General features: G+C 70.8%; 17 protein-coding genes. 15 read left to right on the forward strand and 2 right to left on the reverse strand.

Annotated features, from left to right (window positions below; genetic code table 11):
• The first annotated feature begins 20 nt into the window (after positions 1-20).
• The gene (mutM, locus tag ACYVF3_RS18260; RefSeq protein ID WP_461155427.1) at positions 21-905 is read left to right on the forward strand and encodes a bifunctional DNA-formamidopyrimidine glycosylase/DNA-(apurinic or apyrimidinic site) lyase; all 885 of its coding nucleotides are present in this window, start codon (positions 21-23) and stop codon (positions 903-905) included.
• 189 nt (positions 906-1,094) lie between these two features.
• Here the strand turns inward: mutM and ACYVF3_RS18265 are convergent, their stop codons facing one another.
• Positions 1,095-3,161, reverse strand: a complete 2,067-nt coding sequence (locus tag ACYVF3_RS18265; RefSeq protein ID WP_461155428.1) for an ArnT family glycosyltransferase — start codon at positions 3,159-3,161, stop codon at positions 1,095-1,097.
• Positions 3,162-3,347: 186 nt separating this feature from the next.
• On the opposite strand from ACYVF3_RS18265, the gene ACYVF3_RS18270 reads away from it, so the two are divergent.
• From ACYVF3_RS18270 to ACYVF3_RS18285, 4 genes are all read left to right on the forward strand, one after another.
• Complete coding sequence (locus tag ACYVF3_RS18270) at positions 3,348-4,595, forward strand: bifunctional glycosyltransferase family 2/GtrA family protein (RefSeq protein WP_461155429.1); 1,248 nt, start codon at positions 3,348-3,350, stop codon at positions 4,593-4,595.
• On the forward strand, positions 4,592-6,811 hold the full coding sequence (locus ACYVF3_RS18275; RefSeq protein ID WP_461155430.1) for an ArnT family glycosyltransferase: 2,220 nt from the start codon (positions 4,592-4,594) through the stop codon (positions 6,809-6,811). The genes ACYVF3_RS18270 and ACYVF3_RS18275 overlap by 4 nt, the downstream gene beginning before the upstream one ends.
• Positions 6,812-6,993: 182 nt before the next feature.
• Positions 6,994-7,710, forward strand: a complete 717-nt coding sequence (locus ACYVF3_RS18280) for a response regulator transcription factor (RefSeq protein ID WP_461155431.1) — start codon at positions 6,994-6,996, stop codon at positions 7,708-7,710.
• The gene (locus ACYVF3_RS18285) at positions 7,707-9,149 is read left to right on the forward strand and encodes a sensor histidine kinase (protein WP_461155432.1); all 1,443 of its coding nucleotides are present in this window, start codon (positions 7,707-7,709) and stop codon (positions 9,147-9,149) included. The genes ACYVF3_RS18280 and ACYVF3_RS18285 overlap by 4 nt, the downstream gene beginning before the upstream one ends.
• 58 nt (positions 9,150-9,207) lie before the next feature.
• Here ACYVF3_RS18285 and asnB read toward each other — a convergent pair whose 3' ends face one another.
• A complete protein-coding gene (asnB, locus tag ACYVF3_RS18290) occupies positions 9,208-11,034 on the reverse strand; it encodes an asparagine synthase (glutamine-hydrolyzing) (protein ID WP_461155433.1) in 1,827 nt (608 codons plus the stop codon).
• 387 nt (positions 11,035-11,421) lie between these two features.
• On the opposite strand from asnB, the gene kdpF reads away from it, so the two are divergent.
• The 10 genes from kdpF to ACYVF3_RS18340 all read left to right on the forward strand — a co-directional run bounded on the left by kdpF (position 11,422) and on the right by ACYVF3_RS18340 (position 22,539).
• Positions 11,422-11,517, forward strand: a complete 96-nt coding sequence (gene kdpF / locus ACYVF3_RS18295) for a K(+)-transporting ATPase subunit F (protein ID WP_461155434.1) — start codon at positions 11,422-11,424, stop codon at positions 11,515-11,517.
• Positions 11,517-13,163, forward strand: a complete 1,647-nt coding sequence (gene kdpA, locus ACYVF3_RS18300) for a potassium-transporting ATPase subunit KdpA (RefSeq protein WP_461155435.1) — start codon at positions 11,517-11,519, stop codon at positions 13,161-13,163. Before kdpF ends, kdpA begins: the two co-directional genes overlap by 1 nt.
• The gene (kdpB, locus tag ACYVF3_RS18305; protein WP_461155436.1) at positions 13,160-15,211 is read left to right on the forward strand and encodes a potassium-transporting ATPase subunit KdpB; all 2,052 of its coding nucleotides are present in this window, start codon (positions 13,160-13,162) and stop codon (positions 15,209-15,211) included. The genes kdpA and kdpB overlap by 4 nt, the downstream gene beginning before the upstream one ends.
• 5 nt (positions 15,212-15,216) lie before the next feature.
• On the forward strand, positions 15,217-15,819 hold the full coding sequence (locus ACYVF3_RS18310) for a potassium-transporting ATPase subunit C (protein ID WP_461155437.1): 603 nt from the start codon (positions 15,217-15,219) through the stop codon (positions 15,817-15,819).
• A 161-nt stretch (positions 15,820-15,980) separates the two neighbouring features.
• Complete coding sequence (locus ACYVF3_RS18315; protein WP_461155438.1) at positions 15,981-18,518, forward strand: DUF4118 domain-containing protein; 2,538 nt, start codon at positions 15,981-15,983, stop codon at positions 18,516-18,518.
• The gene (locus ACYVF3_RS18320) at positions 18,519-19,199 is read left to right on the forward strand and encodes a response regulator (RefSeq protein WP_461155439.1); all 681 of its coding nucleotides are present in this window, start codon (positions 18,519-18,521) and stop codon (positions 19,197-19,199) included.
• 129 nt (positions 19,200-19,328) lie between these two features.
• Positions 19,329-19,700, forward strand: coding sequence for a hypothetical protein (locus ACYVF3_RS18325; RefSeq protein WP_461155440.1), 372 nt, complete (start codon positions 19,329-19,331; stop codon positions 19,698-19,700).
• Between the two features lie 11 nt (positions 19,701-19,711).
• Positions 19,712-20,305 carry a DUF3558 family protein gene (locus ACYVF3_RS18330; RefSeq protein ID WP_461155441.1) on the forward strand — a complete coding sequence of 198 codons (594 nt, stop codon included), beginning with the start codon at positions 19,712-19,714 and terminating at the stop codon, positions 20,303-20,305.
• 9 nt (positions 20,306-20,314) lie between these two features.
• The gene (locus ACYVF3_RS18335; RefSeq protein ID WP_461155442.1) at positions 20,315-21,697 is read left to right on the forward strand and encodes a hypothetical protein; all 1,383 of its coding nucleotides are present in this window, start codon (positions 20,315-20,317) and stop codon (positions 21,695-21,697) included.
• A gap of 2 nt (positions 21,698-21,699) precedes the next feature.
• Positions 21,700-22,539, forward strand: a complete 840-nt coding sequence (locus tag ACYVF3_RS18340; protein WP_461155443.1) for an ESX secretion-associated protein EspG — start codon at positions 21,700-21,702, stop codon at positions 22,537-22,539.
• Positions 22,540-22,636 lie beyond the last annotated feature (97 nt).

The raw sequence follows: 22,636 nt of genomic DNA on the forward strand, positions 1-22,636 counted from the left end.
GCGTGGGGAAGGATGCGCTCGTGCCTGAGTTGCCCGAGGTCGAAGTGGTCCGCCGCGGTGTCGCCGAACACGCCGTGGGCCGCACGCTCTCCAGCGTCGAAGTGCTGCACCCGCGTGCCGTCCGCCGCCACGCGCCCGGCCCGCAGGACCTCGCCGCGAGGCTCGCCGGGAGGGCCCTGACGGCAGCCCGCAGGCGCGGCAAGTACCTGTGGGTCGAACTCGGCGACCACTCCGGGGCGACCGACGGCGAGGCCCTGGTCGTGCACCTCGGGATGAGCGGGCAGCTGCTCGTGCAGCCCACCGACGCACCTGACGAGAAGCACCTGCGCGTCCGGATGCGCTTCGCCGACGGCGGTGCTGAGCTGCGGTTCGTCGATCAGCGCACCTTCGGCGGGCTCCAGCTCGCCGAGCTCGTCGAGGTCGACGGGGTGGCACTTCCCGAGCCGGTCGCGCACATCGCCCCCGACCCGCTGGAGCCGGTGTTCGACCTGGACCGGCTGACCGAGCGCTTGCGCGGTCGTCGCACCGGCATCAAGCGCGCGCTGCTGGACCAGAGCTTGGTCTCGGGCATCGGCAACATCTACGCCGACGAGGCGCTGTGGCGGGTCAAGCTGCACTGGGCGCGCCCGACCGAGACGATGACGCGACCCAAGATCCGCGAGCTGTTCGCGGCCGCCACCGATGTCATCGGCGAAGCGCTGCACGTCGGTGGCACCTCGTTCGACGCGCTCTACGTCAACGTCAACGGCGAATCGGGATACTTCGACCGCTCGCTGGCGGTCTACGGCCAGGGCGGGAACCCCTGCCCGCGGTGCGGGGCCTCGATCCGCCGCGATCCGTGGATGAACCGTTCCGCCTACACCTGCCCGGTCTGCCAACCGAAACCCCGCAACGCGCACTCGTGACCTCGCTCCACACCACGAGTGGCTGACGGCACGAGCGGCTGACGCCACGAGCATCTGACGCCACGAGCACCTGACGGCACGAGCGGCGAAAACCCGGGGGAATCCCAGTTTTAGTCCAAACCGAGGACCTTCGGTGCCCGAAATGTCGGCTCAGTTTGGACTAAAACTGGGATCGGCTGCTGAGTGCGGTCAGGCGGCGCCTCTGCAGTCGTAGAGGTGGGTGGTGGCGGTGGTGTCTCCGCCGTAGGCGGCCGGGTCGACGATCGCGCAGTGCTGGGCGACCCATCCCGTGGAAGCGTCCACCACCGCGGTGTCCACCTCGCCTCCCATGCTCCGCACTCCCGAGGTGCCACTGGTCCACACGTACCTGAGCTTCCCGTCGGCGACGTGCTTCTCGAGCTCGTCGACCGTCGGGGCCGGGTCGTTGCCGTTGTAACCGCCGACGGCCATCACCGGCTGCCCGGTCTCGAGGATGACCGGTGCCGCGACCATCGATCCCACCACGGCCACCAGCCAGGTCTCGTCGGCGTGGTGATCGGTGAGGTAGCGCATCAGCTGCGGGTCGACCTGCTCGCCGCCGGATCGCTCGCCTCGCCGGTCTCCGCGACCGCCGTCCGGCATTCCGCCGGGCATCCCGGTCGGCTGCGCGCCGTTCGGCCGCTGACCGCCGTCGGGCATCCGCCCGCCTCCCGGCCCGCCGTGCCCACCGCCGCTGGGGCCGGCCGAGGGGAACGTCGCTTGCACCGGTGTGGACAGCGGGGTGACCGCGTACGCCGTCGGGCCCGCCAGCGAAGCCAAGACTCCCACCAGCGCGCCGGCCGCGATGAAGGGACGCTTCCTGTCACGTCCGCCGCTGCGGGGGAGGAGCAGGGGAACCATCATCGCGATTCCCGCGGCGAGGGAGACCGCTGCGACAACGGTTCCCATCCACGGCAGGAAGTCCTCGTTCTGGCCGAGCAGGTGCGCGCTCCAGAGACCGGTGGCGATGACCGAGGCGGGAAGCAGGAGGCCCCACCACTCGGTGTCGCGGGTCAGGCGCCACATCGCGTGGGCGCCCATGCCGGTCACCGCGGCGAGCGGGGGCGCCAGGGCGACCGTGTAGTAGGTGTGCCAGATGCCCGAGGCGAAGGTGAACACAGCCGCGGTGACCAGCAGCGTTCCGAACCACAGCAGGAAATCCGCGCGTTCGGCGTCGTCCCGGGGGCGGTGTCGGAGGTGCACGAGCACCGCGACCGCGCCGAACAGCGCGAGCGGGAAGAGCCAGCCGATCTGCGGTGCGACCTCGCCGCTGAACAGTCGTGCCAATCCGGCATCGTCCATGCCGCCGCCGGGCCCGCCGCCGGTCATCGCGCCGGCCGGGGGCGCTCCGCCGCCGGGCATGCCGCCCGGCGACCCACCGCCCGGGCCGCCACCCATCATCCCGGGCGACATGATCTGAGCCTGCCCTTCGACGCGGCCGAGCCCGTTGTAGCCCAGCAGCAGGTCCAGGACGGTGTTGTCGGTGCTGCCGCCCACGTAAGGGCGCGCCGAGCTCGGCACCAGATCGACCACGACGAGCCACGACAGGCTCACCGCCGCCAGAACTCCGCCCGCGACGGACAGGTTCAGCAGCTTGCGCGTCCACTTCGGACATGCCGCCACGAGGTAGACCACGGCGATCACCGGAACCACGAAGAGCGCCTGCAGCATCTTCGTGTTGAACGCCAGGCCGATCGCCACCGCGCACCACACCAGCGGCGGCAGCGTCCCGGACCGGATCGCGCAGGAAGCGGCCCACAACGCCAGGACCAGCAGCAACGTCAGCAGCATGTCGGGGTTGTTGTGTCGGGCCATCACGACCGCGATCGGCGTCACCGCCAGGGCGAGCCCGGCGAGCGCTCCGGCGAGGGGGCCGGAACTCCGCCGCACCACGTGCTGCACGACCCACACCGCGCCCACGCCCGCGAAGGCCTGCGGCAGCAGCAGACTCCAGGTGTTGAACCCGAAGACCCGTGCCGACAGCGCCTGCACCCACAGGGCGAGCGGCGGCTTGTCGACCGTGATGAAGGCTCCGGCGTCCAGCGCGCCGTAGAAGAAGGCCTCCCAGCTGCGCGTCATCCCCAGCACCGCAGCCGAGTAGTAGGTGTTGGCCCACTCGTTGATCGACAGCGCCCACGTGTTGAGGAACGCGGCGATCGCCAGCACCGCCCAGCGAACGGGAGGTGACCATCTCGGCTCCCCGGTGCGGGCGTGCGGCAGGCGCAGACGTGCGGGCATGGGCGGATTCCTTTCCGGGCGGGCATTCCGAGCGTCGAGGGTGGCTGCCGCAGCTGGGAGGAACGTGTGAGCCGGCTGCACGTCCACCGGGGACGCGCACTCCCAGCCGATTCCCAGGTTCCGTCAACGGGGCTCGCACCTGCGTCCGGCTTGATGGATGCCGAACCGGATGAGAGGTGGTGGGAGATGAGTGCCGTGCCGCAGCTCGGCGCCGAGGAAGAGCGCCGGGCATCGCACCGGACCGCGACGGTCGACGTGGTGGTCCCGGTCCACAACGAGGAACGTTCCCTTCCCGGGTGCTTGGAGGTGCTGAGCCGCTACCTGGGCGAGGGATTTCCCTTCTCGTGGTCGATCACGGTCGTCGACAACGCCAGCACCGACTCGACGCTGCAAGTGGCGCACCGGCTGGCGCAGGAGTTCCCCCAGGTGCGGGTGCTGCACCTGGACCGCAAGGGACGAGGGCTCGCGCTGCGCACCGCCTGGGAGTACAGCGACGCCGATGTCGTGGTCTACATGGACGTCGATCTCTCGACCGGGCTGGACGCGCTGCTGCCGCTGGTCGCGCCCCTGGTCAACGGGCATTCCGATCTCGCGGTCGGTTCCCGGCTGGCGCCCGGTGCGCGCACGGTGCGCGGCGGGAAGCGGGAGATGATCTCCCGTGGCTACAACAAGATGATCAGGTGGTCCCACGGCGCGCGGTTCACCGACGCCCAGTGCGGGTTCAAGGCCGCCCGCACCGACGTGATCCGCCCGCTGCTGCGGCAGGTCCGGGACGAGTCGTGGTTCTTCGACACCGAACTGCTGCTGCTGGCCGAGCACAACGGCCTGCGCGTGCACGAGGTGCCCGTGGACTGGGTCGAGGACGTGGACACGCGGGTGAACGTGGTGCGCACGGCGACCGACGACATCGCCGGGCTCATCCGGGTCGCGCGGGCCAAGGTGACCGGTGCCGCGCGGGTCCCGGGCTTGCCGCGACGTCCGCAGCCCCGGGCCGCGCACCCGCAAGCGGTGCTGGCGAAGCGGGAGAACGGGCTGCTGTGGCAGCTTGTCTCGTTCGGCGCGATCGGCCTGGTGTCCACCGTGCTCACCTCGGTGCTCTACGCGCTGCTGCGCGGTTGGTGGCCACCGCTGCTGGCGAACCTGGTCGCGCTGACGGTGACGACGCTGTGGAACACCGAGGCCAACCGCCGCTACACGTTCTTGCAGCGCGGCTCGTCCAGGCGAGTGCACGCACAGGGCCTGATCGTGTTCGCGCTGTACTACGTCGTCACTTCCGGGGCGCTGCTCGGGTTGCACGCCGCTTCGGCCGATCCGTCGCGCTGGCTGGAGGTCCTGGTCCTCGTCCTGTCCTCCGTGGTCGGCACCGCTCTGCGGTTCGTACTGCTCCGCTCCTGGGTCTTCGCGGCCCCGGCCGAGGAAGAAGGAACATCATGATCGCCGTCGACGAGGCTGCTCCTGCGCAGCGAACGAGCCCGGCGCCGCGACCGGCGAGACGGCTGGCGCTGGCCGGGATCTGCGCGCTCGCGGCCGTGCTCCACCTCTGGGGGATCGGGAGTTCTTGGGGGAACGGCTACTACTCCGCGGCTGTGAAGTCGATGTCGACGAGCTTCGAAGCCTTCTTCTTCGGCTCGTTCGACGCCGCCGGTGTCGTCACCGTCGACAAACCGCCGATGGCCCTGTGGTTGCAGGTGATCTCGGTGAAGGTCTTCGGGTTCAACCAGTTCGCAGTGCTGTTCCCGCAAGCGGTCTGCGGTGTCGTGGCCGTGTTCCTGCTGCACCGCACCGTGCGCCGGTGGGCTGGTGAGAACGCGGCGCTGATCGCCTCCCTGGTACTGGCGCTGAGCCCGATCTCGGTGCTGATCAACCGGGACAACAACCCGGACACGCTGCTGGTGCTGCTGGTGGTGGCCGCTGCCTGGGCGATGACGCGAGCGATGTCCGAACGCCGCTCGACGGGCTGGATCGCGCTGGCCGCCTTCCTGGTCGGCTGCGGGTTCACGACCAAGATGCTGCAGGCCTGGATGGTGTTGCCCGCGTTCGTCGCGGCCTACCTGGTGGGCAGCAGGAGCGGTGCGGGCCGGAAGGTCGCCGACCTCGGCGTCGCCGCGGGCGTGCTGCTGGTGAGCTCCTTCTGGTGGGTGGCGGCGACCGCGCTGTGGCCCTCGCCCAAGCCCTACATCGGTGGCAGCACGGATGGTTCGGCGTGGGACTTGATCGTCGGTTACAACGGCTTCGGCCGGATCCTCGGCGAGGGTGCGGGTCAGGGCGGTGGGCCCGGCGGCGGTGGAGGTCCTGGCGGCGGGGGTGGGTTCTCCGGAACGGCCGGTGTGCTGCGGATGTTCAACGAGCAGCTGGCGGGTCAGATCAGCTGGCTGCTCCCGCTGTGCGGACTGGTGCTGGTCGCGATGCTGGTGCTCGGCGTGCGGCACTGGCGCGCGGGAGGTTCCCCCGATCGCGAGCAGGCCTCCGGTTGGGTGCTGTGGGGCGGCTGGCTGGTCGTCATCGCGGTGATGTTCAGCTTCGCCCAGGGCACGATGCACCCCTACTACACGACGATGCTGGCGCCCGCGGTCGGCGCGGTGGTCGGGGCCGGTCTCGTCCGGTTCTGGCAGTGGTACCGGCAGCCGGGCGGGAAGGCCTGGTTGCTGCTGCCCGCGGGTGTGGCGATCACCGTGGCGTGGGCGATGAGCGTGGTGGCCAGGGACATGAGCTGGCACCCGTGGACCGGCTACCTGACCGTGGGGCTCGGCGCGCTGGCGCTGGTGGTCCTGGTGATCGGTCGGCTCGGGCGTCCGGGGCTGGCCAAGACGGGTTTCGCGCTCGCCGTGGCGGCGGTGCTCGCGGTGCCCGCGACCTGGTCGGTGATCGGTGTCGCCGGCGGCGAGACCGGGATGATGGGCGGGGTCAACCCGATGGCCGGTCCGGAGACGTCGATGGGTGGCCCGGGCGGTGGGCGGCACGACCGGATGCCCTCCGGGGACGGGCAGACCCCTCCGGGGCGGGACGGTCAGGCTGCTGAGGGGATGACCGGGCCGATGCCTCCGGGCATGTCCGGTGATGGAGGCCGCGGCGGCATGGGCGGTCCCGGCGGAGCGGTTCTGAGCGCTGATCAGCAGAAGATCGTCGACCACGTGAAGGCCAACGCGGGTGGTGCCGAGGTTCCGCTGGCGGTGGAGGGCGGCGCCAACGGTGCGTCGAGCTACATCATCAACACGGATCTGACGGTGGTCGGCATGGGCGGCTTCATGGGGTCCGATGACGCGCCCTCGGTCGCCCGGCTCACCGAGTGGAAGCAGCGAGGCCAGCTCGGCTTCGTCCTGCTCGGAGGCGGTCCGGGAGGCATGATGCGCTCCCCCGACGCCCAAGACCAGAACGCCCAAGACCCGAACGCCCAAGACCAGAACGCCCAAGACCCGAACGCCCAAGACCCGAACGCCCAAGACCCGAACGGCCAAGACCAGAACGCCCAAGACCAGAACGGCCGGTCGAAGGACGCCGGGCGAGGCGGAACGCAGATGCCCGGAGGCGGGCGAGGTGGCCGGGCGGCCACCGACCGGGAGAACTGGGTGAAGCAGAACTGCACCCTCGTCGACCCCGCCACCTACGGCGGCTCGACGGACTCCTCCCAGCAGCTTTACGCCTGCGGGTGAGGGCGGCTCGGTGGTGATCCACTCGGCCAGTGGTCAGTTTTGGTCCGAACCGCCCGGGTTTCACGTCCGTTTTGTCGGGAAGGTTCGGACCAAAACTGCCCACGCGTCACCCGGACGAGTGGGGCGGAGACATGGGGGCGGGCGTTCAGCGGGCTTCCAGGGTTTTCCCAGGGAGGTGAGTGATGCTGGAGGGCGTGGTGGACAGCAACGGAGCGCGAGTGCTCGTCGTGGACGACGAGCCCAACATCCTGGAGCTGCTGGCCGCGGCCCTGCGGCTGAGCGGGTTCGAGGTCCGCGGCGCCGCGACCGGGGAGGAGGCGTTGCGCGAGGCGGGCGATTTCCACCCGGACATCCTCGTGCTGGACGTGATGCTTCCGGACCGCGACGGGTTCTCCGTCGCCACCGAGCTGCGCAGCGGCGGCAGCACGGTCCCGGTCCTGTTCCTCACCGCCCGGGACGCGGTCGAGGACCGGATCGCCGGGTTGACCGCGGGTGGCGATGACTACGTCACCAAGCCGTTCAGCCTGGACGAGGTCGTGCTGCGGCTGCGGGCGATCCTGCGGCGGGTCCGCCCGGAGCAGGACGACGGGGCCAAGCTGCGCTACCAGGACCTGGAGCTCGACGAGGAGACCTACGAGGTCCGCAGGGCGGGGCAGCTGGTGAGCCTGTCGCCGACGGAGTTCAAACTGCTGCGCTACCTGCTGATCAACGCCGAGAAGGTGGTCAGCAAGGTGCAGATCCTGGACCGCGTGTGGAACTACGAGTTCGGCGGTGACTCCAGGATCGTGGAGTCCTACATCAGCTACCTGCGGCGGAAGGTCGACTTCGCGTCGCCGCCGCTGATCCACACCATCCGCGGCGTCGGCTACGTGCTGCGGCTCCCCCCGGAGAACCGATGAAGGTCTTGCGCACGCTGCGCGGACGGCTCGTGCTCGTGCTGGTCGGCGCGCTGGTCGTGGGTCTGCTGCTGATGGGCTTCACCAGCGTGGCGCTGCTCAACCGGTCGCTGGTGGAGCGCACCGATGACCGGCTCGCCGAGCTGTCGATGCCGTGGGAGGCGGGCCGGATGCCCCCTCCGGATCCGATGCACCGCCCGCCCGGTGGTCCCGGGCGGGGCGAGCTGCCGACCGACTTCCGCGTGCTGATCTTCGACGCCGCCGGTGATCAGGTGGGGGGAATGATCGGTGCGGCGGAAGGTGATTCGGGAGGGCCCCTCCTGCTCAACCCGGAGCGCGGTCCGCAGATCGGCACCGTTCCGGACAGGGCGGGCGGCTCGGACTGGCGGGTGCGGCGCGTCCAGCTCGCCGGCGGGCGCAACGTGGTGCTCGCCCTGTCGTTGGGCAACGCCCAGGCGACGGTCGGGCAGTTGGTGACCATCGAGCTGGTCGTGGGCGGTGCTGTGCTGCTGGTGCTGGCTCTGGCCGCCGCGGGCACGGTCCGGCTCAGCCTGCGCCCGCTGGCCCGCATCGAGGACACGGCGGACGCGATCGCCGCAGGTCAGCTGGATCGCCGGGTGCCGGACCAGGATCCGAGCACGGAGACCGGCCGGCTCGGCGAGGCGCTGAACACGATGCTGGGGCGGCTGACCGACGCGTTGCAGCAGCGGGAGCGCTCCGAGGACCGGCTCCGCAGGTTCGTCGCCGACGCCTCGCACGAGCTGCGCACGCCGCTGACCTCGATCCGCGGTTTCGCCGAGCTCTACCGCCGCAGCGAGTCCCACGAGCCGGAGGACGTCCGGATGATGATGGGCCGCATCGAGTCCGAGTCCGTGCGGATGGGCGGCCTGGTGGAGGACATGCTGCTGCTGGCCCGGCTCGACCGGCAGCGCACCATCGACCTGGTGGAGCTGGATCTGGTGCCGCTGGCCCGGGATGCCGTGCAGGACGCCAGGGCTCGCGATCCGGAACGCGAGATCGTGCTCGACGCGCCCGAAGACCTGCGGGTGCTGGGCGATGCTGCTCGTCTGCGCCAGGTCCTGACCAACCTGGTCAACAACGCTCTCGTGCACACGCCGCCGGGTTCGCCGATCGCGGTCGAGCTCGCGCACGCGACGCCGAGCGACCGGGCGCTCGCGGCAGCAGGTGCGGAACCCGGCCACGGCACGAGGATGGTCTCGGTGACGGTCGCCGACGCAGGGCCGGGCATCCCGCCGGAGCACGCGGCGAAGATCTTCGACCGCTTCTACCGCGTCGACGACGGCCGCACCCGCGCTTCGGGCGGCACCGGGCTGGGTCTGGCCATCGCCGCGGCTCTGGCGCAAGCGCACGGCGGTCGTCTGGAGCTGCACGAGAATCCGGGCGGAGGCAGCGTCTTCCGGCTCCTGCTACCGGTCAGCTGAACGTGAGAAGGGGAGCCGCACTCGGTGAAGTGCGGCTCCCCCTTCGGTTCTCACGACCTCAGAGCTTGATCGTGGGGTTGTGCAGGTCGAACCAGACCGACATGTCCAGGGCGCGCTCGAAGGCGTAACGAGCGGCCATGTCGATCGCCGACGGGTCCTGCTCGACGGCCTCGGTGATCCACTGCTTGTTCAGCAGCGACAGCGCCGGGTTGTCGGCCTTGACCAGGTCGCGGACCTGGCGCTGCAGGGCCTCGGCGTACTTCGGGTCCTGGGTGGACGGGTACGGGCTCTTGACCCGCTCGACCACCGACTGCGGGAGGGTGTCGGCGGTGGCGTGGCGGAGCAGGCTCTTCTCGCGACCGTCGAAGGTCTTCAGCGACCACGGGGTGTTGAAGACGTACTCGACCAGGCGGTGGTCGCAGAAGGGCACGCGCACCTCCAGTCCGACCGCCATGCTCATCCGGTCCTTGCGGTCGAGCAGGTTGCGCACGAACCGCGTGAGGTGCAGGTAGCAGATCTCCCGCATCCGGCGCTCCAGGCCGGTTTCCCCGTCGAGGGTCGGCACCTCCTTGAGGGCGGTGCGGTAGGAGTCGTCGATGAACGACGGGAGATCCAGCGCCGCGGTGACGTCGGCGTCGAGCACGTCGTACCCCGCGCCCTGGCTCTGCACGGCGGCCATCCACGGGAAGGTGTCGGCCGCGCGCACCTCCGGGTCGTGGAACCACTTGTAACCGCCGAAGACCTCGTCCGCGGACTCACCGGACAGCGCCACCGTGGAGTGCTGCCGGATCGCCTTGAACAGCAGGTACAGCGACTGGTCCATGTCGCCCAGGCCCATCGGGAAGTCGCGCGCCTGCACGGCCGCGCGGCGGACCTCCGGGTCGGCGAGGGTCTCCGGGTCCAGGACGATGTCCTGGTGCTGCGAGCCGACGTGCTCGGCGACGTCGCGCACGTACGGTCCGTCCGGGGTGGCGCGCAGCGGGTCGGGGACGAAGTTCTCGGTCTGGCCGAGGAAGTCGACCGCGAAGCTGCGCACCTGCTCACCGCTTTTGGCCAGGTGCAGCCCGGACAGCGCGGTGATGGCGCTGGAGTCGAGGCCGCCGGAGAGCAGCACGCAGCGCGGCACGTCCGAGATCAGCTGGCGCTCCACGATGTCGTCGAGCAGCTCGCGCACGTGGCCGACGGAGGTCTGCTGGTCGTCGGTGTGCTCGGCGGCCTGCAGCTTCCAGTAGGTCTGCTCGCGCAGGCCCTTCCGGTCGAGGGTGACGATGGTGCCCGGCTCGACCTCGCGCATGCCCGACCAGATGGCCTGGCCGGGGGTCTTGACCATGCCGAACAGCTCGCGCATGCCGTCGGCGTCGACGACCTTCTCGGCCAGCGGGTTGGCCAGGATCGCCTTCGGCTCGGAGCCGAACAGGACGCCGTCCTCGGTGGGGTAGTAGTACAGCGGCTTGATGCCCATCCGGTCGCGGATGAGCAGCAGCTTCTCCTCGCGGGAGTCCCAGACGGCGAAGGCGAACATGCCGTTGAGGTGCTCGGCGACCTGCGCGCCCCACTCGAGGTAGCCGTGCAGCACGACCTCGGTGTCGCTGTCGGTGTCGAAGCGGTGGCCGCGGCGGCGGAGCTCGTCGCGGAGCTCGGTGAAGTTGTAGGCCTCACCGCTGTAGACGATGGCGACCTGACCGCTCTCGGCCTCCATCGGCTGCGCGCCTCCGGGGAGGTCGATGATGGCCAGCCGCCGGTGGCCGAGCGCCGCGTGCCTGCTGACCCACGTGTCGCCGGCATCCGGGCCGCGACAGGTCATGGTGTCGCACATGGCGTCGACCGTGGGTCCGTGCTCGGTCAGGTTGCGCTGGAAGTCGATCCAGCCGGAGATTCCGCACATTTCCGGATGTTTCTCCAATTCGTTCGTCCCGTGCTGATTTCGGGCGTTTCGCCTCGAGGTTTCCACGCACCGACTTGTTAGCAAGATTAACGAGATCGTTGCATCGATGAAACCAACTAACGGGGTGAAGTCACCCACCCGCAAAACAGTCAGAACTGCGGAAACCAGGAGGAAAGCGGCCTCGCGTCAAGAACGCATCAAAGCCGCCCGCCGCCGCATCAAGGAGTCGTCATGGGACTCGACCGCGCCTCCGCGGGGGGTTTGGCTGGACCACGGGTCACAAGAAGCTCGAAAGGAGTGACCGGTCGTGGTCGATCTCGCGTTCGCCGCTTTGCTGGTCGGCGGATTCCTGGCGCTGGCGCTGCTGCTGCGCGGTGTGGAGCGGTTGTGAACGAGCTGCTCGCCAACGTCGCCGGCGGGGTGCTGGCCCTGCTGCTGATCGGATACCTGTTCGTCGCGCTGGTCCGGCCGGAGAGGTTCTGATGGGCGTGCTGCAAGCGGTCCTGCTGGTGGCCGTCCTCGCGGTCGTGCACAAGCCCTTCGGGGACTACATGGCTCGCGTCTACACCGCTGAAACCGATTGGCGCGTCGAGAAGGTCGTCTACCGCCTGGCCGGAGTGGACGGTTCCGCGCAGCAGCGCTCGACCGGCTACGCGAGAGCGGTGCTGGGATTTTCCTTCGTCTCGATCGCCCTGCTCTACGCGATGCAGCGGCTGCAACCCCTGCTGCCGCTGAACCTCGGACGCGGCGCGGTGCCGCCGTCGATGGCCTTCAACACCGCCGTCAGCTTCGTCACCAACACCAACTGGAAGTCCTACGTGCCGGAGCAGGTGCTCGGGCACGGCGTCCAGATGGCCGGGCTCATGGTGCAGAACTTCCTGTCCGCCGCGGTGGGCATGGCCGTGGCGGTCGCCCTGGTGCGCGGTTTCACGGGGAACGGGAGCGGCCGGATCGGCAACGCGTGGGTCGACATCACCCGAGGCTGCACCCGGATCCTGCTGCCCGTTGCGGTCGTGGCCGCGATCGTGCTCGTCGCGCTGGGCGTGGCCATGAGCCTCGCACCGGGATGGCAGGTCACGGGCCTGGACGGGCAGGCGCACACCATCGCGACCGCGCCGATCGCCAGCCAGGAGGCCATCAAGGAGCTGGGCACCAACGGCGGCGGTGTGCTCAACGCCAACTCCGCGCACCCGCTGTCCAACCCGGGCGGTGCGTCGAACCTGCTGGAGATCTTCCTGCTGCTGGTCATCCCGGTCTCCCTGACCCGCACCCTCGGCACCCTGGTCGGCGACCGCAGGCAGGGCCACGCGCTGCTGGCCGTGATGGGAACCCTCTGGGCGGCGCTGCTGGCCGTCACCTGGTGGGCGGAGACCCACCCGAACGGCCCGGCGACCCTGGCAGCAGGAGCCGCGATGGAGGGCAAGGAAACCCGCTTCGGGATCGGCGCCTCCGTGCTGTGGGCGGTGAGCAGCACCGGCACGTCCACCGGAGCGGTCAACGCGATGCACGACAGCTTCACCGGCCTCGGTGGTGGGACCGCTCTGTTCGCCATGCTCATCGGCGAGGTCGCTCCCGGTGGAGCCGGTTCGGGGCTCTTCGGGATCCTCGTGCTGGCCGTGATCGCCGTTTTCCTCGCAGGGCTCATGGTCGGGCGCACGCCCGAATACCTCGGCAAGAAGCTGGGGCGCCGCGAGGTGACGGCCGCTGCTCTGTCCGTGCTGGCGATGCCGACCGCGGTGCTGCTCGGCACCGGAGTGGCGATGGCGCTTCCGGCCACCCGCGACGCGCTGAACAACACCGGCGCGCACGGGCTTTCCGAGGTCCTCTACGCCTTCGCCTCGGCGGGCAACAACAACGGGAGCGCCTTCGCCGGACTCACCGCCACCAGTCCCTTCTTCCAGGTCGCGCTGAGCATCGCGATGCTGGTGGGGAGGTTCGTGCCGATCATCGCCGTGCTGATGCTCGCGGGCTCCCTCGCGAGCCGGCAACGCGTGCCCGCCACGGCCGGGACGTTGCCGACCACCGGACCGCTGTTCGCCGGACTGCTCGGCGGCACGGTCGTCCTCGTCGGAGCGCTGACCTTCCTGCCCGCGCTCGCACTCGGCCCGATCGCGGAGGCCCTGTCATGACCGCCACCCTCAAACCCGCGCTCGACGCTCACGCCGCAGGCAGGAGAACCGCAGCGGGAGCGTTCCCATCGCGGCAGCTGCTCACGGCCATCCCCGAAGCGCTGCGCAAGTTCCACCCCCGGCACCAGCTGCGCAACCCGGTGATGTTCGTGGTGTGGGTCGGTTCGGTGCTGACCACCGTCCTGGCCGCGCTGTCCCCGGACGTCTTCGGCATCGCCGTCGCGGCGTGGCTGTGGTTCACCGTGCTGTTCGCCAACCTCTCCGAAGCGGTCGCGGAGGGACGCGGCCGCGCGCAGGCGGAATCATTGCGCCGCACCAGGACCGAGGCCGTCGCCCGCAAGCTCACCGACGCCGGTGAGCGGAAGGTTCCCGGCACCGCGCTGGTGGTGGGCGACCTCGTCGTGGTCGAGGCGGGCGAGACCATCCCGGGCGACGGCGACGTGGTCGAGGGCATCGCGACCGTCGACGAGTCGGCCATCACCGGCGAATCCGCCCCGGTGATCCGCGAATCCGGCGGGGACCGCTCCGCCGTCACGGCGGGCACCTCGGTGCTCTCCGACCGGATCGTCGTGCGCATCACCGCCGCACCCGGCGAGACCTTCGTGGATCGGATGATCGCGCTCGTCGAAGGCGCGCAGCGGCAGAAGACGCCCAACGAGATCGCGCTGACGATCCTGCTGGCCACGCTGACGATCGTCTTCCTGCTCGCGGTGGTCGCCCTGCAGCCGATGGCGGTCTACTCCGGCTCGGCGATCGAGGTCACGACCTTGACGGCGCTGCTGGTCTGCCTGATCCCGACCACGATCGGCGCGCTGCTCTCGGCGATCGGCATCGCGGGGATGGATCGACTCGTGCAGCGCAACGTCCTCGCCAAGTCCGGCCGAGCGGTGGAGGCCGCCGGTGACGTGGACACGCTCCTGCTGGACAAGACCGGGACCATCACGTTCGGAAACCGGCGTTGCACCGCGCTCGTCCCGGCCGACGGCGTCGAGCCGGCCGAACTCGCCGAGATCGCCCGGCTGTCGAGCCTCGCCGATCCCACGCCAGAAGGCAGCAGCATCGTGGCCTTCTGCGCGCACGAGTTCGGGCTGCCCGAAGGTCCCGTCGGTGCGGAGGCGCGCGCGAGCGAGGTTCCCTTCACCGCGCGAACGCGGATGAGCGGCATCAACCTCGACGACCGGACGATCCGCAAGGGAGCCATCAGCGCGGTGCGCGAGCTGGTGGGGGGACTTCCCGGTCAGATCGTGCGCTGCGCCGACGAGATCGCCGCTGCGGGCGCCACGCCGCTGGTCGTGGCCGAGAACGGCCGGGTGGTGGGCGTGATCCGACTGTCCGATGTGGTCAAACCCGGGATGCGGGAGCGCTTCGCCGAACTGCGCGCGAGGGGCATCCGCACGGTGATGATCACCGGGGACAACGAGCTCACCGCTCGCGCCATCGCCGCCGAAGCCGGGGTGGACGACTACCTCGCGGAGGCCAAGCCCGAGGACAAGATGGCCTTCATCAAGTCCGAGCAGGCCGGTGGGCGGATGGTGGCCATGACCGGCGACGGCACCAACGACGCCCCCGCGCTCGCCCAGGCCGACGTCGGGGTCGCGATGAACACCGGCACCAGCGCGGCCAAGGAAGCCGGCAACATGGTCGACCTCGACTCGGATCCGACCAAGCTGATCGAGATCGTCGAGATCGGCAAGCAGCTGCTGATCACCCGCGGCGCGTTGACGACCTTCAGCGTCGCCAACGACCTGGCCAAGTACTTCGCGATCCTGCCCGCGCTCTTCGCGGCCATCCACCCGCAGCTGGGCGCGCTGAACGTGATGCGGCTGGCGACGCCGGACTCCGCGGTGCTCTCGGCGGTCGTGTTCAACGCGCTGGTCATCATCGCGCTGATCCCGCTGGCGCTGCGCGGTGTTCGCTGCCGACCGTCCACCGCGGCCGCGCTGCTGCGGCGGAACCTGCTGATCTACGGGCTGGGCGGTGTGGTGACGCCGTTCGCCGGGATCTGGCTGATCGACCTGGTGATCCGATTCGTGCCCGGTATCGGGTGAGGGGAGTGAGTGCTGTGCTGCGGCAGACGCTGGCCGGACTTCGGTTGTTGCTGGTGGCCACGGTCCTGCTCGGCATCGGGTATCCGATGGCGATCTGGGGGGTCAGCCGCCTCCCGGGGCTGGCGGACCAGGCGGAGGGCTCGCAGATCGTGGTGGACGGCCGCGCGGTCGGCTCGTCGCTGATCGGGATCGACCCGGTGGCGCACGATCCGGCCCACGATCCCTACTTCCACACCCGGCCCTCGGCGTCGGCGGAAGGTCCCGTCGGTCCCGGCGACCCGGCCACCTCCGGCGGCTCGAACGACGGCGGTTTCAGCGATGAGCTGCTGGCGGCCGTCCACGAGCGCCGGACCGCCATCGCCGAGCGGGAAGGGGTCGCCCCCGAGGCCGTTCCGGCCGACGCGGTCACCGCCTCCGCGAGCGGGGTCGACCCGCACATCAGCCCCGCCTACGCCGGACTCCAGGCGCCGCGCGTGGCGCGGGTGACGGGACTGCCGCTCGACGAGGTCCGCCGGCTCATCACCGAGTGCGAGGAAGGCGGCCTCGTGTCGCCCCGCGCGGTCAACACCAGCACCCTCAACGTCGCCGTCCGGGGAGCCGCCGGGTGATGGCGGGAGGTGTTCGCGCACGACCACCGGGTCGGGGACGTGACAGGATCCTGACCTGGTGGTCCGGGCCCCGGTGGGTCGCCCGCCGCGGTGCGATCGCGGGGAAATGACATCGGTTGATCATCGGCGCTAATAACAGCGGGCAGTAGGAGACTGGAGTCGTGGAACACGGGCGCAAGCGCGGTGAGCTGCGGATATACCTCGGGGCCGCGCCCGGGGTCGGCAAGACCTACGCGATGCTCGCCGAAGCGCACCGCAGGGCCGGGCGCGGCACCGACGTGGTGGTCGGGTTCGTCGAGGACCACGGCCGGGCCAAGACGGCGTCCCTAGTCGAGGGCCTGGAGGTGCTGCCGAGGGGCGAGGTGCCCCATCGCGGTGTCGTGCTGACCGAGCTCGACGTGGGCCGATTGCTCGCGCGCGCCCCCGAGGTCGCCGTCGTCGACGAGCTCGCCCACACCAACGCCCCCGGAAGCCGCAACGAGAAGCGCTGGCAGGACGTCGAAGAACTGCTCGACGCGGGCATCACCGTGCTCTCCACCGTCAACGTGCAGCACCTGGACAGCCTCAACGACGTGGTGGAGACCATCACCGGCGTCCGCCAGCAGGAAACCGTCCCCGACGAGGTCGTCCGCCAGGCGGAGCAGATCGAGCTGGTCGACATCACCCCGCAGGCGCTGCGACGCCGCATGGCGCACGGCAACGTCTACCCGGCGGAGCGGATCGACGCGGCGCTGGGCAACTACTTCCGCACCGGCAACCTCACCGCGCTGCGCGAGCTGGCGCTGCTGTGGCTGGCCGACCAGGTGGACGTGGCCCTGCGCCGGTACCGGGCCGAGGAGCAGATCACCGACACCTGGGAGACGCGGGAGCGGGTCGTGGTCGCGGTGACCGGTGGCCCCGAGAGCGAGACGCTGATCCGCCGAGCCCGGCGGATCGCCGCGCGGGCCGGTGCGGAACTGCAGGTCGTGCACGTCCTGCGAGGGGACGGGCTGTCCGGGACGCCCCCGCGCGCGCTGGCCAAGGCGCGCAAGGTCGCCGAGGCGGTCGGGGCCAGCTTCCACTCCGTCGTCGGCGACGACGTTCCGGAGGCGCTGCTGGAGTTCGCCCGCGCCGCCGACGCCACCCAGCTCGTGGTGGGAACGTCTCGCCGGTCGCGCTGGGCGCGCGTCTTCGACGAGGGGATCGGTTCGACCACGGTGCAGAAGTCCGGGCCGATCGACGTGCACATGGTCACCCACGACGAGGCCGGTGGACGGCGGCTGCTGAAGAACATCGCCCGCAACCCGCTGTCCTCGACCCGCCAGGCCTGGGGCTGGGTGCTGGCGGTCCTGCTGCCCTCGCTGGTCACCGTGCTCGCCACAGTGCTGGGGGACGTCACGCTGTCGACCGACGTGGTGGGCTACTTCCTGGCCACGATCCTGGTCGCCCTGGTCGGCGGGATGGCCCCGGCGATCGTGGCCGCCCTGCTCGCGGGCGGCCTGCTGAACTTCTTCTTCGCCGAGCCCCGGTACTCGCTGCTGGTCACCGATGCCGAGACCGTGGTGACGCTGGTGGCGATGATGCTGGTCGGGGTGCTGGTCGCGTTCACCGTCGACCGCGCGGCACGGCTCGCCGAGCAGGCGGCGCGCGCCGGCACGGAAGCGACCTTGCTCTCCTCCTACGCCCGCACGGTCCTGATCCACCCGGACCCCGTGGCGCCGCTGCTGGAGAAGATCGCGGAGAACTTCGGGCTCACCTCGGTGGCCCTGCTGGAACGCGGTGAGGACGGCTGGCGGGTGGCCGCGAGCACCGGCGGCGACCCGTGCCGCCGGCCTGACGAGTCCGATGTGGACATCGAGGTGACCAAGGACGCCCACCTGTCGCTCCGGCGCGCGGGCAAACGCCCCCTTCCCGCAGCGGATCGGCTCGTGCTGGAAGGCGCCGCCGGGCAGGCGCTCCTCGCGCTGCGGCAGCAGCGGATGGCCGACGACGCCCGGGAAGCGCAGCGCCGCGCCGACGCCACGCAGCTGCGCACCGCGCTGCTGTCGGCGGTCGGCCACGACCTGCGCACGCCGCTGGCGTCCATCAAGGCGTCGGTCAGCAGCCTGCGCGCCCCCGACCTGCGGCTCTCGCCCGACGACACCGCCGAACTGCTGACCGGGGTGGAGGAATCCGCGGATCGGCTCACCGAGCTCGTGGACAACCTGCTGGACTCCTCGCGCCTGGCGACCGGCGCCGTCTCCCCGCAGCTGCACCCCGTCGGCTGCGACGAGGTCGTCGCCCGCGCGCTGGTCGGCCTGGACGGTCGGCACCACATCGACGTCGACATCTCCGAGCGGTTGCCGCGCGTCGTGGCCGACCCCGGGCTGCTCGAACGGGTCGTGGCCAACGTCGTGCAGAACGCGCTGAAGTACGGCCGCCCGGGCGGTGAGCGCATCCGGGTCGGCGCCAGCTCGCACGCCGCCCGCGTCGAACTGCGCGTCGTCGACCACGGGCCAGGACTCCCCGCCGGCGCCGACGGTGACGCGTTCGCCCCCTTCGAGCGCCTCGGCGAGCGCGGTGAGCGCGGCGATGCCGGACCCGCCGGTGTCGGGCTCGGACTGAGCGTGGCGCAGGGTTTCGTGGAAGCGATGAGGGGAACCATCCGCGCGGAGGACACACCCGGCGGCGGGCTGACGGTCGTGGTCTCGTTGCCCGCAGCGGACCGGCAGGGGGAGTAGATGGCGAAGGTCCTGGTGGTCGACGACGAACCGCAGCTGCTGCGCGCGCTGCGGATCAACCTGGCCGCACGCGGGTACCAGGTGCTCACCGCCGTCGACGGGAGATCGGCCCTGCGCGCTGCGGGCGAGGGCAAGCCCGACGTGGTCGTGCTCGACCTCGGGCTGCCGGACATGGACGGCAGCGAGGTGATCGCGGGTCTTCGCGGCTGGACGACGGTTCCCATCATCGTGCTCTCGGCGCGCACCGACTCCACCGACAAGGTCGGCGCGCTCGACGCGGGGGCCGACGACTACGTCACCAAACCCTTCGGCATGGACGAGCTCCTGGCTCGGTTGCGCGCCGCGGTCCGGCGCGCGAGCACCAGCGGCTCGGCGGACCAGCCGGTGGTCGAGACGGCGACCTTCACCGTCGACCTCTCGGCGAAGAAGGTCCTGCGCGACGGCGTCGAGGTCCACCTCACTCCCACCGAGTGGGGAATGCTGGAACTGCTGGCGCGCAACTCGGGACGGCTCGTGGCGCAGAAGCAGATGCTGCACGAGGTGTGGGGGCCGCAGTACGCCAACGAGACCCACTACCTGCGCGTCTACCTCGCCCAGCTTCGTCGCAAGCTCGAACCGGACCCCAGCCGGCCCCGGCACCTGCTGACCGAGCCGGGGATGGGCTACCGCCTGGAACCGTGAGCCGTCGCATGCGCGGTTGCGAATAGCCGCCGGAAGTTCGGCGGAAGTGGGTGCTGGGCGCGTCGGAGCGCTGCTACTGTCGGTTCCGACCGGGTGATCAAATCCCGCCGCGACCTGGGGGTTTCCGCGATGACGACGCCACCACCGCCTCCCGCGCCGGGCTCCGGCGCGCCCGGGCAGACCATCACGGTCAACAAGGACAACGTGCTGGCCGTCCGCAGGACGATCCTGGCAGCGGCCGAGGACGCCGGCGAGAGGTTGAACGATCTCGCACCGAGCCTCGCGGTGAGCCCGCCCGCCGGCGACGAGATCTCCCAGCGCGCCGCGGCCGTCTGGACCGCGAACCTGCTCGGGAACCCGGATTCGCACTTCAAGCGCCTGCAGCAGTACGTGGACAACGTGGTCGCGCTCGGCGAGCAGCTCGGTGAGGCCGCCAAGCAGTACGGGTACACGGACGAAGAGATCAGCGCTTCGTTCCAGTCGAAGCGGGGACCGAAGTGAGAGGTAAGCCGGTGCGCTTGCGCACCTGGGCCGCAGCGGTGACCTCCGCCGCGGCCGTGATCGCGTTGACGGGCTGCACGGTGAACGGCCCCGACCCCGCACCCGCGCCGACCGCGCCCGAGACCGGGTCGGCGAACCTCCCGCAGCGGCCGGCGGAACTCGCCGTCGCGGGGAAGGGCGACGCGGACGTCTGCACCTGGATGAGCGCTGAGCAGCAGACATCAATGCTGGTCGGTCCGGGAGAGCCGTTGCCCAAGGACGGCAACAACTACAGCGGTTGCGGCTACCTCGGCGACACCGGGGCCGCGCGGTTCGCCATCGGGGTGCGGATCGTCCCCGAAGCCATCGACATGTTCCTGCAGAAGATCAACTCAAGCCCGGGAACGCGGCAGACGTACCAGCTCAACGGTTTCGGGACCGTGCAGAGCCAGATCAACGGCGGGGAGAGCCTCGGGTGCGACGCCTTCGTTGACGCGGCCGAGGGGCAGACGATCTGGATCAACATGCAGTTGCAGACGCCCAACGCCATGAACGCCGACCAGATGTGCGAGAAGGCGCAGACCGCAGCGCATTCCGCCGTCAGCACGTTGCAGGCTCGGAGCTAGGGGACTGACGTGACCTACATCGACCCGATCCGCGACATCCGCTTCAAGGGGATGGACATCCCCGAGCTGCAGAACTGGATCGCCCAGATCAAGCAGGGCCAGGGCACCCAGGCGATGCAGGGGGCCGTTCGAGCGCTCGACAAGTGCGTGCAGGTCGTGGTCGACCTCGACGACACGTTGCGGCGCGAGCTCGGCAAGCTGCAGGTCGAGTGGGAGGGCAGCGCGGGCAGCCTCGCCGCCGAGGCGACTCGCCAGCAGAGCGTCGCCTTCGGTGACGCGCCCGACCCGCTCGCCGTGTCCGCGAGCAGCGTGGACGCGCAGGCCAGCGGGTACGAGTCGGCGCTGCACCGGCTGCCCAACGCCGACGAGCTGCGGCATCAGCAGTCGGAGAACGTCTTCGAGTGGGCCGGTGGCGGGTTCGGCTACGAGAGCGACTACGACCAGGAGGCCAAGCAGATCGAGGCCCAGAAGCAGGCCGCGCAGGCGGCGCTGGGCAACTACCGCGACACCTCGGTCGAGCAGGCTCAGGCCTACCAGCCGCTTCCCACGATGCCGGCTGCCGCCGTGGCGCCTGCGGCGTCGTCGGGACAGGTGCCCTCCGCCGGGATCGGCTCTTTCGGGAGCGCGACCGGCGGCTCCTCGGCCGACTTCTCCGGAGCAGTCGTCGGCGGTGCCGTCGCAGGCGGTTCGGTGGCCGGTGGCACGGTCGGCGGCGGGACCGTCGGTGGTGGTCAGGTCGGCGGTGGTCAGGTCGGTGGAGACCGACCGGGCGCACCGAGAACCCCGGTCGCGCCGCCGCCTGCGGGCCAGCGCCCCGGAGGGCGGCCTGGCGATCAGGAACGCCCCGATCAGGAGCGCCCCGGGCAGGAGCGGCCGGGATCCGACGAGCACGCCGCGGAGTTCGACGCCGAGCCGAATCCGCAGGCGCGTTCGGATGACGACGGCGGAATCAGCACCGGCACGATCCTCGGTGTCGCCGCAGGGGGTGCGGCCGTCGTCGGCGTCGGCGCCTACGCGGCGAGCCGGGCCCTCGGCGGACGGGCGCCTGCGACCGCCGACGGGCCCAAAGTCGTTCCAGGAGCGGGTGAGTCGAAGGCTCCCTCGACCGCGCGCGGCGGGTCCGTCGTCGGCGGCGGCCCGGGCGACACGACGGCGGGCAAGGCGGCGGGCGGCACGCCGGGCAGCCGTCCCGCGGCGGGATCGATGATGTCGCCCGCGGCCACGCGCGGCCAGAAGCCGGGCGAGGACGCCGACCACGAGAACAAGTACATCGCCGAGGAAACCCCGTTCGACGACGACCGGCTCGTCGCGCCGGCCGTGCTCGGGAACGTCGAGCCGGCCGCTCGCGACGACGAGGACGACGACGAAGACGAGCCGGAGAAGCAGGACTGACGTTGCGCCCCGGAGCCGAAGCCGACTCGATCTACCTGTCCGCGCTGGAATTCGACGTCCTCTGCGAAGCGGCGGGTTTCGAGGACCGGCGGCACATCATCCTCGACGTGCCCAGTCCCGGAACCACCTACACCGAGCGCGCCGACCTCGTCGCGCAGGCGTGGGAATCGTTGCGGCACAAGCGGCTCGCCGAGGCGAAGCGGGACCGCGTCGAGGTGGAGCTCGCCGACCTGCTCGGACTGCTGGACCGGCCGCAGCGCAGCATCGACGTGCGCATCTGGGCCGATCGCTCGATCCGCGCGCTGGCGTGCGCGAACGGCGGTGAAGGGCTGCTGGCCGTCGTCGACGGCGACGTGGTCGAGCTGACCCCGATCCGCGGCGGGTCGCTGGCCGAGGCCGCGGTGTCGGTCGCCGGTGACGTGCCGCCGGGGCCGGGCCGGGCGGTCAGCCTGCCCAACGACGCGCTGCGCAAGGCCTCCGACGTCGCCGGTGCGGGGAACCCCCTGGTGTTCACCGACGAACTGCGAGTCCTGGGCATCGCCCACGACGATGCGGCCGACGTCGCCAACATGGCCCACAGCATGGGAATTCGCGGTCAGTTCGGGGCGGAGGCAAATCCCGGGCGGGGCAAACCGGAGCGGGCCGGTCGGGTCGTCGCCTTCCACGACACCGATCGGGGCCGCTACCTGCACGTCGTGCGCAGCAGCGGCGACGGCCGCGCGTGGAGCACCATCGCGCCTGCCGACAACGCCCGGCTCGCCGAGTACGCGCGGGAACTCCTCACCGAGGTCTGGGACGACCCGTCCGCCCCGCCGCCGGGCATGGACCGGGTCACCCTGTGAACCACGCGTTGTCATTTCCCAGTTTTAGGAGTCGTTTCAGAATGCGGCGGAGCCGCTGTTTCAGGTGTGGGACTCAGCTGGCACCGCCGCGGGTTCT

It is taken from the genome of Saccharopolyspora tripterygii (assembly GCF_054778355.1).

Bases quoted from the DNA above. Each gene is read 5' to 3' on its own strand.
- ACYVF3_RS18265 (WP_461155428.1), bottom strand. From the start codon at position 3,161: ATGCCCGCACGTCTGCGCCTGCCGCACGCCCGCACCGGGGAGCCGAGA.
- ACYVF3_RS18270 (WP_461155429.1), top strand. From the start codon at position 3,348: ATGAGTGCCGTGCCGCAGCTCGGCGCCGAGGAAGAGCGCCGGGCATCG.
- ACYVF3_RS18275 (WP_461155430.1), top strand. From the start codon at position 4,592: ATGATCGCCGTCGACGAGGCTGCTCCTGCGCAGCGAACGAGCCCGGCG.
- ACYVF3_RS18280 (WP_461155431.1), top strand. From the start codon at position 6,994: ATGCTGGAGGGCGTGGTGGACAGCAACGGAGCGCGAGTGCTCGTCGTG.
- ACYVF3_RS18285 (WP_461155432.1), top strand. From the start codon at position 7,707: ATGAAGGTCTTGCGCACGCTGCGCGGACGGCTCGTGCTCGTGCTGGTC.
- asnB (WP_461155433.1), bottom strand. From the start codon at position 11,034: ATGTGCGGAATCTCCGGCTGGATCGACTTCCAGCGCAACCTGACCGAG.
- kdpA (WP_461155435.1), top strand. From the start codon at position 11,517: ATGGGCGTGCTGCAAGCGGTCCTGCTGGTGGCCGTCCTCGCGGTCGTG.
- kdpB (WP_461155436.1), top strand. From the start codon at position 13,160: ATGACCGCCACCCTCAAACCCGCGCTCGACGCTCACGCCGCAGGCAGG.
- ACYVF3_RS18320 (WP_461155439.1), top strand. From the start codon at position 18,519: ATGGCGAAGGTCCTGGTGGTCGACGACGAACCGCAGCTGCTGCGCGCG.
- ACYVF3_RS18325 (WP_461155440.1), top strand. From the start codon at position 19,329: ATGACGACGCCACCACCGCCTCCCGCGCCGGGCTCCGGCGCGCCCGGG.